A 10,522-nucleotide genomic window follows, 5' to 3' on the forward strand; every position below is an offset into this window, starting at 1 on the left:
GGCAGGGGGCGGGGAGGACGGGGTGGGGAGGAAGGCGCGGTGACCGCGCGCGGGACGGGGTGCCGGCACCTTAGCGGTCCCGTCCAGCCGAAACCAGCCGGATCCCGTCGGATGGTCCCCGTCCCGGGACGGGCTGCGACCTTTCGGCCCGCCGCCCCCGCCCCTTCGGATGCCCCCTTCGCTCCCGCCGGCGGCGCGGGCGGCGGGCCGGGTCCGGCCGGGCTACCCCATCGCCGGTGATTGGTCGGGCCGTGAGTGCGTCGATAGCGTGTTTCCGGTCACTCCCGAACGGCACGCTCGACCTTCCCGCTCCACGCCTGCCGCCGCCGCAACCGGTGCGGTGCCGCCGTCGCTGCCGGCTTCCCGCCCACAGGACAGGACCCAGCCCCATGCGCGGATCGCTCACCAGCACCGGTCTTCCGTTCGCCCGGAACGGGCGGGGTTTCCTGAAGCAGGCGGAGACCGTCGCGGTCGTCACCGCCGCGCTGTTCGCCGCCGGTGCCGCGCTGGCCGGCATCCTTCTGGGCATGGACGAGTTCTTGGCCCTGCTGGGCCGGCTCAGCCCCTGGCTGATCGGCGGGATGCTGGCGCTGTCGCTGGTCAATTACGGGCTCCGGGCGTGGCGCTGGCACCTGTTCGGCCGCAAGCTCGGGGTGGAGGTGCCGTTCGGGCGCACGGTGCTCTACTACGCCGCCGGCTTCGCCCTGACCACCACCCCCGGCAAGCTGGGGGAGCTGCTGCGGCTGTGGCTGCTGGAGCGCGGGCATGGCTATCCCTACCAGCGCACCACGCCGCTGTTCATCGGCGACCGGGTGGGCGACGCCAACGCCATCCTGCTGCTCTGCCTCGCCGGGCTGGGTGCCTTCGGCGGCCATGTCTGGGTGACGGCGGGGGCGCTGCTGCTGGTGGGGGCGGGGACGCTGCTGCTGCTGAAGCCGCGGCTGCTGGCGCGGCCGCTGCTGCTCGCCTATGGGGTGGTGGGGCGCTGGCCGCGGCTGTTCGCCGGGGTGCGCACCAGCCTGCGCCACACCGCCCGCTTCTTCACCCCGCGGCTCTACCTGGCGGCGCTGCTGCTCGGCACCGCCGGCTGGCTGGCCGAATGCCTGGCCTTCCACATGGTGCTGGAGGCGCTGGGGGCGGCGGTGAGCTTCCAGCAGGCGGTGTTCGTCTTCGCCTTCTCGATGCTGGTGGGGGCCGCCTCGATGCTGCCGGGCGGGCTGGGCTCGACCGAGGCGGTCATGGTCGGGCTGCTGGCCGCCATCGGCGTGGAGATCCACACCGCCGTCGCCGCCGTGGTCATCCGCGCCACCACCCTGTGGTTCGCGGTGGGGCTGGGGCTGGCCGCCCTGCCGGTGGCTTTGGGCCGCGCCCGCCGGGTGGCGGTGGCGCGGGGGTAGGGCGTCCCGCTCACGCTGTCTTGCGGCGGGCGAAGCTGAAATGCTTGTGGCCGAGGTAGCTGGTGAAGACCGGGATGACCACGCCGATGGCGTGCGCCACGGCCTCCGGGTGGAAGGTGAAACCGACCGCCGGGAAGGCGTATTCCGCCAGCCCCACCGAGACCAGCCAGACCTGCGCCGCGGCGACCAGATTGACCAGCCCGAAGCGCAGGAACTCCTCCCGCCGGGAGCGGCCGGAGGCCTGGAAGACGAACAGGCGCGACAGGATCCAGGCGGTGGTCATGCCGCAGAGATAGGCGGCGATCACCGCCCAGCGGTAGTCCATCACCGCGCTGAAGCCGAAGCGGCTGCCCAGATTGACCAGGGCGGCCAGCCCGCCGGTCACCAGGAAGCGGGCGAACTCGTTCCCCGCCAGCCGTTCCAGCACGGCCTTCACGCCACCCGCTCCGCCATCTCGCGGGCGATCCGCACGCTCTCGGAAATGCCGCGGTCCTCGGGGTAGTAGACGGAGGTGTCGGCGATCTGCAACCCGCGCACGGCGCTGACCACCGGCGGCAGGCTGTCGAGGAAGCCCGGCGGGCAGACGGGCTGGGCGTGTTTCAGCCGCCCGACCGCCGAGTCGAGGCGGTCGTCCTCCGTCAGCTCCGGGTTGATCGTCCGCAGATAGCCGAAGGACTCACTTATGAACGCCTCGTCGTCCCGCGCGAAGCTCGGGTTGGTCACCGGCATGTAGTAGGGGACATAGACGATGTGGTCGGCGCCGAGCGGCCGCAGGTTGGAGAACTCCACGATGCCCGGCACCGCCATGCGCCGGTCGTTGATGTTCAGCCAGAAGTTCCTCGTCACCGCGCGCCGCAGCTTGTGGATGACGCAGACCACGCCGATGTTGCGCTGCGCCGCGTAGCCGGCCTTCGCATCGGCCGGCAGGCCGGGGATCATGCGCGGCACCAGCGGCAGCGGCACCGTGCTGATGACGGCACCGAAGGGCCGGCGCTCGCCTCCGGCGGTGACGCCGGTGACCGCACCCTCCTCCACATGCACCTCGCCCACCGGGCAGCCCAGCCGGATCTCCCCGCCCATGGCCGTGATGCGGTCCACCAGGGCCCGGACCAGCGTCTCCGACCCGCCCTCGATGTAGCCCAGCTCCTCCTGCATCAGGCTGCGGCGGGAGGTGCCGACGCGCTTGATGCGGGTCCACAGCCAGGCGGCGGAGATGTCGTGGCTGTGCTCGAAGAACTTCAGCGTGAACAGCTTCTCCCACAGCACCGACCACACCCGCTCGCCCCCCCAGGCGCGCACCCAGTCGTCGGCGGCGATGCGGTCGAGCTTTTTCCAGTCCGACCGCTTGGTGGAGGTGAACATCTGCGCCCCGTAGCGCAGCTTGGAGACGATATCCAGGTGCGGGAAGCGCAGCAGTGAGACCGGGTCGCCCCAGGGGTGCAGCTCGCCCTCGTAGAAATAGCCCATGGAGGTCGGGCGCCAGCGCATGGCTTGGCCGATCCCCAGCTCGTCCATCAGCTCGAAGGTCGGGCGGTCGGCCTTGCAGACGAAGTGGTAGAAGCGCTCCAGGCTCAGCCCGCCGAAGTCGAAATGGGCGGCCATGCCGCCCGCCACGGAATCCGCCTCAAAGAGGGTGACCCGGTGCCCGGCCTTCAGCAGATGGTAGGCGGCGGCGAGCCCCATGGAGCCAGCACCGATCACGGCGACGTCGGTCATGCGCGTCAGAACTCCAGACTTCAGACTTCCAGGCCTCAGAATTCCAGGATCACGTCGGCGTAGGGGCCGGGCCCGTAGGTGCGGCGCACCGCCTCCTCGAAGGGCGTGGCGGGCACCTGGAAGATGTCCCACCAGGGGATCAGCTCGAACTCGTCGGGGGTGACGAGGGCCTTGAGCTGCTTGGTGGTGAAGGGGGTGTTGGGGTTGGCCAGCCCGGCCAGCTTCAGCATCGCCCAGAAGCTCCAGTAGGGGATGCGCAGGATGGGGGTGCGGGCGCCGACGGTGCGCTTGATGGTGCGGATGATGTCGATGTAGTCCACCCGCTCCCGCCCGGTGATGTTGTAGGCGCCGGTGGCGCGCGTCTTCAGGCAGGACAGGATGATCCGGCAGAAGTCGATGGCGTAGAGCGGCTGGCGCATGTAGCGGCCGGAGCCCGGCACCGGGAACACCGGCACCCGCCGCATGAAGCGCGACAGCCAGCCCAGATGCTTGCGGTCGAACCAGCCGAACATCAGCGTCGGGCGCAGGGTGCAGTGGGGGATGCCGCTGGCGTCGACGATCGCCTCCTGCGCCTTCTTGGTCTCGGTGTACCAGTCGCGCGCCATGGAGTTGACGACCGAGGAGCTGATGTGGACGAGGTAGGGCACGCCGTGCGCCTTGCAGGCGGCCAGCGCCCGCTCGGTGGACAGGATGTTGTTGCGGCGGAACTCCTCCTCCACCTCGCCGCCGATCTGGGCTTGCAGCATCACCACGGCGGCGGCCCCTGCGGTCGCCTGTTCCCAGGCGCCGGGCCCGGCCATGTCGGCCTCGATGGCGGTCAGCTCCGGGTGCAGGCGGCGCAGGATGGCGAGGTTGGCGCTGTGCTTGTCGACGATGACGAGGTTGGAGAACCCCTCCTCCTTCAGCAGCACCACGAGGTTCTGGCCGACCAGCCCGGCGCCGCCATACAGCACGATCTTGTCGGTGGGCTTGAGCATCTTTCGGAAACCTTACAGGCGGGTGCGGCGGAAGACGGCGTCGGGCAGCAGGCGGATGATCAGCAGGATCCAGCGCCAGAACCAGGGGGTGTAGAGCACCGCGGGGCCGCGGTCCAGCGCCCGGCGGATGTCGGCCGCCACCCGCTCCGGCTTGGCCCACAGCGGCCCGCCCTTGGGCAGGGCGGCGGTCATGGGGGTGTCGACGAAGCCCGGCTTGACCAGCGTGACCGCCACGTTGCTGCGCCCCAGCCGGTGCCGCAGCCCCTGCACGAAGACGCCGAGCCCGCCCTTGGCGCTGCCGTAGACATAGTTGCTGCCCCGCCCGCGGTCGCCGGCGACCGAGCCGATGACGGCGATCGAGCCGCGGTTCTGCCGCTCCATGACGGGGGCGAGTGCCGTCAGCAGCGACACCGGGCCGAGGAAGTTGGTGGTCAGCTCGGCCCGCGCGAGGCCCGCGTCCGCCTCGCAGGCGGCTTGGTCGGACAGCGTGCCGTGGGCGATCAGCACCGCGTCCAGCCCGTCGAGTGCCGCGCGCGCGCGCTCCACCAGCTCCGGGTGGCGGTCGAGGTCGTTGAGGTCGGCCACCGCGGTGGTCACCGCCGCCGCCCCGCGGGCGCGCAGGTCGGCCGCCAGCGCCTCCAGCCTTGCGGCGTTGCGCGCCACCAGGAACAGGCTGGCGCCCTCGGCGGCGTAGAGGCGGGCCACCGCCCCGGCGATGGCCGAGGTGGCGCCGAAGACGGCGAGGCGGGTCATGGGCGGGGACTCGGGCTGGGGCTGTGGGAAGGGGGGCTGTCGGAAGGGCCAGGGGAGGGGCCAAGGGAAGGCTGATCGACCGGGACGCTCACCCGCCGCCAGAAGCTGGACGAGAAGCGGGGGTCGATGTGGGCGGCGAACTCCCGCCAGCGGGGATAGCCGCTCTGGAAGAGGCCGGCCGGCATGCGCCCGTCCTTGGCCGGGTAGAGGCGGCCGCCGGCCTCCGCCACGATGGCGTCGAGCCGGTCGAGCAGCGCGTGGGTCGCCGCCCCGGTGTTGGGGAAGTCGAGCGCCAGCGTGGCCCCCGGCATGGGGAAGGACAGCAGCCCCGGCGACGGCACGTCGCCCAGCGTCTTCAGCACGGCGAGGAAGGACCCCTGGCCCGCCGCGGCGATGGTTTCCAGCAGTGCGCGCACCGTTTCCGGCGCACCGGCGGTGGGGACCGCGCACTGGTACTGGTAGAAGCCGCGGGCGCCGTACATGCGGTTCCACAGCCCGATGGCGTCCAGCGGGTAGAAGACAGGGTCGTAGTGCACGGTGCCGCGCGTGCCGCCGGCCGGGATGCGGCGGCGGTAGAGCGCGTTGAAGGCGGTGATGCTGGCCTTGTTGAGGGCGAAGCCCGGGAAGTCCAGCGGCACCGACAGGCGCGGCTCGTAGGCGGTGCGGGGCTTCGCCCCGGCCGGGGCCTCGCCGGTGTGGCGGGAGCGGGTGAAGATGCCGCGCCCCAGCGCGCGGCCCTTCGCCAGGCAGTCGATCCAGGCGACCGAATACTCCCAGCCCGCCAGCGACTCCTCGCTGAGCGCGAAGAAATCCTCCAGCGTCTCGTAGCGGATGTCCTCGCTCTCCATCCACGGTCCCGGCACCGGCTTCAGCCGGATGGCGGCCCGCAGGATCAGCCCGGTGAGGCCGAGCCCGCCGATGGTGGCGGCGAACAGCTCCGGGTTGTCGGCCATCGAGCAGTCGAGCACCCGCCCGTCCGAGCGCAGCAGCCGCAGCCCCGCCACATGCCGGCCGAAGGTGCCGGCCTCGTGGTGGTTCTTGCCGTGCACGTCGTTGGCGATGGCGCCGCCGACCGTCACGAACTTGGTGCCGGGGGTGACCGGCAGGAACCAGCGCCGTTCGCTTGGTGGGGCGTGATCCAGCACCCGCAGGATGTCGGCCAGCGTGACGCCGCCCTCCACCTCCAGCAGGCCGGTTTCCCGGTCGAAGGCGACGAAGCGGTCGAGCCCGCGCGCGTCCAGCAGCCCGCCGTCGCGGTTCAGGCAGGAATCCCCGTAGGAGCGCCCCATGCCGTAGGGGAGGACGGAGGTGGGGCCGTCCGGCGCGGCCAGCAGGGATGCCGCCTCGTCGGCGAAGCGGGGGCGGGCCACGGCGTGGGCGAAGCGGTGCGCACGGCCCCACGCCCTGTAGGTTCGGCTGTCCTGGAAACCGGTCACGGCGGGCGGATCACGAAGGGTCAGAGGGATGGGTCAGAGGTGCGCCAGCGCCACGGTCACCGCCACGAACCCGGCGAGCGCCAGCGACAGCCGGTCCTTGAGCGCGAAGAGGACGGGGTCGTCGTTCATCTCGCCGCGCAGGGCCAGCAGCCAGGCCCGGCTGAGCCAGTAGCCGAGAACGATGCAGATGAGCCACAGCCACTCCGGACTGTTGTATTGATGCATCGGCGAACGCTCGTCAACCAGGTAGATGAAGAAGACCAGCGTCGAGCAGAAGCCGCTGGCCGCTCCCATCGCCATCAGCCAGGGCGCGTCGCCCGGCCGGTAGCCGCGCCCGGCCAGCCGGTCGCGCCCCTCCGCCGCCATCAGCTGGCATTCCGTGAAGCGCTTGATGCCGGCGAGGCTGAGAAAGAAGAACATGGAGAAGGTCAGCAGCCAGGGCGTCAGTTCGGTGCCGACCGCCGCGATCCCGGCCATGATGCGGATGGTGAAGAGGCCGGCCAGCACGATCATGTCGAGGATCGGCACCCGCTTCACATGCAGCGAATAGGAGAGCGTGACCACGAGGTAGAGCAGCGCCACGCCGGCGAACTTCAGCGGCAGCAGCAGCAGCAGCAGGAACGCCCCCAGCATCAGCACGGGGGCCGCCAGCAGCGCGTCGCGGATCGGCAGGTCGCCCGCGGCCAAGGGTCGCAGCCGCTTGCTGCGGTGCCGGCGGTCGGCCGGCAGGTCCAGCAGGTCGTTGATCAGGTAGGTGGCCGACGCCAGCAGCCCGAACAGCAGGAAGGCGGCCAGCGAGGCGCCCACCGCCGCCGGCTCGCCGATCAGCCCGGCCAGCAGCGGCGCCACGAAGATCAGTCCGTTCTTCGCCCACTGGTGCAGCCGCAGCGCCTTGGCCCAGCTGCGCAGGCGCATGGCGGGGGAGGGGAATTCCCCGGCCACCACCACGGCGGGGGACAGGCAGGCGCGCATACGGGCCACCCGGTGCCCCGCCAGCATGGCCGAGCGGCACCCCTCCCACACCGCCAGATCGTGGCGGCTGTCGCCGACATAGGTGAAGGCGTCCCCGAAGCGGGCGCGGATGGCGGCCAGCTTGGCGTTCCCGGCCAGGTTGACGGTGCCGTCGCTGCCCTTCACCGCGTCGAACAGGCCGAAGCGCTCCGCCACCGCCTCCACCAGCCTGTGGTCGGAGGCGGAGACCAGGGCCAGGGTCCGGCCGCGCGCCTTCTCCTCCCGCAGCCAGCCGAGCAGCCCCTCGTTGACCGGCATGCCCTCGATGTCGAGCTCGACCTGTTCCGCCAGCCGGCGCTTGAACACGGCCTTGCCCGCCAGCAGCCAGAACGGCAGCAGCAGGACCATCCAGGGCTTCTGGCGGACCAGCGCCAGCAGGCATTCGTAGAGCAGGTCGGTGCGCAGCAGCGTGCCGTCGAGATCGACGACCAGGGGGATGTCCGCCGCCGGAGAAGCGGTGGGGACATCCGGTTCGGCGATGGCTCCCTGACCCTTCATCGATTCCTCGGCCTGCTGCCCGTGCGCCGGGCACGTCGCCGGCTGGCCCGGACTGTAGCCATTCCCCCCCCCGCCACCGCAACGCACAAGCGGCCGGGTGTGCGGATGTTCGAGCATACCCAGGCACGCGCCTCGCAATGGTCGGCGATCAGCTTGAACGCGGTGAGGACCGGCTGCAATGCCGGGACGCCACCGGGCCGGGGCCGGCAAGCCGAACGTGATCGAGGCAGGCGGTATGAATCATGAAAACCTTCGGTGGCTGAAATTCGGGATTGGGTGGTTTCGGATTGTAGAAGTAGCAATCAATGATCAGATATGCGTTGAATGCGCCATTCATGCTACCGGATAAAACGGAAAAGCCTTTCGGGATGCTGCTGGAGTAGAGTATTCTAAGCTTCCGTTGGGTGGAAGCCTCATCCAGCCAGGAAATCTCGCATAAGCGGCGCACGATCGCCGGTGGGGTTCTTTCATGTCTTCAAGCGCGTCCAGGGCCAACACCTCCTTGTGGAACGGTGTTAGGCTATTCTTGAGCACCAATGCCCAGTCTCCCGCCATTACCATCCCGCTCCTGCTGTTGCTGGCAACGATTCTGCTGATCGCGCGCCGCCCCGACCAGTTTCTCGATCCTTATGTATGGGTTGAGGATTCGCATGCGATTCGCGATTTCCTCAATCATGGCTTGTTGTCGATTTTTGTCCCGGTTCAGGGTTATATCGTCCTGCCGACCAAGATAATAAACATCGTGTCGACTCTGATTTCTTTTTATTATTATCCTGAAGTCAGCTACACGCTCACGATCATCTTCACGCTCAGCGTGATCGTGGCTATTGCCTTTTCCCCGACCGAGTTGCGCTGGCGTTGGTTGTGCGCCGTTCTGACCCTGCTGATCCCCACCGATCCCGAAGCGTTCGGCGTATCGCTGATGGCGTTCTGGTGGGGCGGCATCCTTGCCATCCTGGCTCTGCTGTGGAACCGATCCGGCAAATGGCGTGGGCTTCAGGTCGCCTATGTTGTTTTCGGCGGTTTCTCGGCCCCCGTCATCGTCGGCCTGACCCCGCTGTTCTGGCTGCGCGCGCTGCTGGAGCGCCGGCGCGCCGACGCGCTGGTTGCCGGGCTAGCCACCGGTGTTGCGGTGGTGCAGACCATCCTGGTGTTGGGCCATCCCAGCACCGCCACCAGCAATCCGCTCAAAATAGCCGACGTATTCGTTTTCATGGAGAAATACTTCGGATATTTCACAGTCTATTCTTTCGCCGACTGGCCCTATACCCTGGCTGCGGCGGTAGTGATGCTTGGTCTGCTCGCCTATGGCTGCTGGATAGCGTTGTTCCGGCGGGAATTCTATTTTTTGATTGCCGTCCTGACCATTTTTGCGCTCGCCGGCCTGTCTTCGCTGCGCCAGACTCCTGCGATTACTCATCCCATTCTGGCCGGGCCGCGCTACTACTTCTACCCTTACATCGTGTTGTCCTGGGCTCTGGTGTGGATGATCGTCCTCGCGAAACCGCCGATAAAGCCGGTGATCATGGCGGCCATCGCCCTGGCCCTGGCCAACGCCACGGGACATTTCGCACGGTACCACCAGCACCTGGACTGGCGCGCCCACCTCGACCGCTGCCTGCGCAACGAGGAGCCCGGCACTCAGCGAATTCCCATTCACTTCGCCGGGCTCACGGCCCAGCCGGCCGATCTTTGGTTCATCGACCTGACCCGCCAGGAATGCGAGCGCCTGGTGGGGCGCGGTCTGATCGGTCCGTAGCCCCGCCCACCGGAGAATCGTTGGAGAATCCGGAGCGGTTCAATCCCCGCCCCGAGCCTCCACGGCGACCCGAAGACGACAACGTCCACGGTCCCGCTTCGGGCTTTATACGCGGTCAGAAAAATTCTGACCGCTGCGTTCATACGCCACGCAGGCTTCGCGCCGATCGGCGCGCGCCCGCAGTCGCGGACGATACCGTGTTCGGAAAGTCAGGACTTTCCGAACACGGTATTACGCGAAGAAGCGGTCGCGGAAATAGCGGATGGTGCGCTCCAGCCCGTCCTCCAGCGCCACCGTGGGTTCCCAGCCCAGCAGATCCTTCGCCCTGGTGATGTCGGGGCGGCGCTGGCGGGGGTCGTCGGCCGGCAGCGGCCGGTGGACGATGGGCGACGCGGAGTCGGTCTTGCGGATCACCAGCTCCGCCAGTTCCAGCATGGTGAACTCCGCCGGGTTGCCGATGTTGAGCGGGCCGGGGATCGCGGGATCGCTGTCCATGAAGCGGACGAAGCCTTCGATCAGGTCGTCCACGTAGCAGAAGGAGCGCGTCTGCGTGCCGTCGCCGTAGATGGTGATGGGATCGCCCTTCAGGGCCTGGACGATGAAGTTGGACACCACCCGCCCGTCGTCGGGGTGCATGCGGGGGCCATAGGTGTTGAAGATGCGCACCACCTTGATCGGCAGCCGGTGCTGGCGGTGGTAGTCGAAGAACAGCGTCTCGGCGCAGCGCTTGCCCTCGTCGTAGCAGGCGCGCGGGCCGATGGGGTTGACGTTGCCCCAATACTCCTCCGGCTGCGGGTGCACGGCGGGATCGCCGTAGACCTCGCTGGTCGAGGCCTGCAGGATGGTCGCCCCCAGCCTCTTGGCCAGCCCCAGCATGTTGATGGCGCCGTGCACGCTGGTCTTGGTCGTCTGCACCGGGTCGAACTGGTAGTGCACGGGCGAGGCCGGGCAGGCGAGGTTGTAGATGCGGTCGAC

Annotated in this window: 9 protein-coding genes; 2 read left to right on the top strand and 7 right to left on the bottom strand. The window is 69.1% G+C overall.

Translation table 11 applies throughout. The features are described from left to right. Positions 1-389 precede the first annotated feature (389 nt). On the top strand, positions 390-1,397 hold the full coding sequence (locus HL658_RS33890; protein WP_180287716.1) for a lysylphosphatidylglycerol synthase transmembrane domain-containing protein: 1,008 nt from the start codon (positions 390-392) through the stop codon (positions 1,395-1,397). Between the two features lie 10 nt (positions 1,398-1,407). Here the strand turns inward: HL658_RS33890 and HL658_RS33895 are convergent, their stop codons facing one another. From HL658_RS33895 to HL658_RS33920, 6 genes are read right to left on the bottom strand one after another with little or no spacing between them, the layout of a single operon-like run. Next, on the bottom strand, positions 1,408-1,833 hold the full coding sequence (locus HL658_RS33895; protein WP_343055416.1) for a GtrA family protein: 426 nt from the start codon (positions 1,831-1,833) through the stop codon (positions 1,408-1,410). Further along, positions 1,830-3,113, bottom strand: a complete 1,284-nt coding sequence (locus HL658_RS33900; RefSeq protein ID WP_180286444.1) for an NAD(P)/FAD-dependent oxidoreductase — start codon at positions 3,111-3,113, stop codon at positions 1,830-1,832. Before HL658_RS33900 ends, HL658_RS33895 begins: the two co-directional genes overlap by 4 nt. A gap of 35 nt (positions 3,114-3,148) precedes the next feature. Continuing rightward, complete coding sequence (locus HL658_RS33905) at positions 3,149-4,090, bottom strand: NAD-dependent epimerase/dehydratase family protein (RefSeq protein WP_180286445.1); 942 nt, start codon at positions 4,088-4,090, stop codon at positions 3,149-3,151. Between the two features lie 12 nt (positions 4,091-4,102). Then, complete coding sequence (locus HL658_RS33910) at positions 4,103-4,843, bottom strand: SDR family oxidoreductase (protein WP_180286446.1); 741 nt, start codon at positions 4,841-4,843, stop codon at positions 4,103-4,105. After that, positions 4,840-6,279, bottom strand: a complete 1,440-nt coding sequence (locus tag HL658_RS33915; protein ID WP_343055417.1) for an FAD-binding oxidoreductase — start codon at positions 6,277-6,279, stop codon at positions 4,840-4,842. Before HL658_RS33915 ends, HL658_RS33910 begins: the two co-directional genes overlap by 4 nt. A gap of 33 nt (positions 6,280-6,312) precedes the next feature. Next, positions 6,313-7,788 carry a UbiA family prenyltransferase gene (locus HL658_RS33920; protein WP_180286447.1) on the bottom strand — a complete coding sequence of 492 codons (1,476 nt, stop codon included), beginning with the start codon at positions 7,786-7,788 and terminating at the stop codon, positions 6,313-6,315. Positions 7,789-8,314: 526 nt separating this feature from the next. Here HL658_RS33920 and HL658_RS33925 point away from each other — a divergent pair. Beyond that, a complete protein-coding gene (locus tag HL658_RS33925) occupies positions 8,315-9,547 on the top strand; it encodes a hypothetical protein (protein ID WP_180286448.1) in 1,233 nt (410 codons plus the stop codon). A 231-nt stretch (positions 9,548-9,778) separates the two neighbouring features. Here HL658_RS33925 and HL658_RS33930 read toward each other — a convergent pair. Continuing rightward, on the bottom strand, positions 9,779-10,522 hold a 744-nt coding region (locus tag HL658_RS33930), incomplete at its 5' end, for a UDP-glucuronic acid decarboxylase family protein (protein ID WP_180287717.1).

The organism is Azospirillum oleiclasticum, from assembly GCF_013423485.1.
GTDB lineage: Bacteria > Pseudomonadota > Alphaproteobacteria > Azospirillales > Azospirillaceae > Azospirillum > Azospirillum oleiclasticum.

Excerpts from the sequence above, each read along its gene's own strand:
- HL658_RS33890 (WP_180287716.1), top strand. The coding sequence starts at position 390 with ATGCGCGGATCGCTCACCAGCACCGGTCTTCCGTTCGCCCGGAACGGG.
- HL658_RS33900 (WP_180286444.1), bottom strand. The coding sequence starts at position 3,113 with ATGACCGACGTCGCCGTGATCGGTGCTGGCTCCATGGGGCTCGCCGCC.
- HL658_RS33905 (WP_180286445.1), bottom strand. The coding sequence starts at position 4,090 with ATGCTCAAGCCCACCGACAAGATCGTGCTGTATGGCGGCGCCGGGCTG.
- HL658_RS33910 (WP_180286446.1), bottom strand. The coding sequence starts at position 4,843 with ATGACCCGCCTCGCCGTCTTCGGCGCCACCTCGGCCATCGCCGGGGCG.
- HL658_RS33920 (WP_180286447.1), bottom strand. The coding sequence starts at position 7,788 with ATGAAGGGTCAGGGAGCCATCGCCGAACCGGATGTCCCCACCGCTTCT.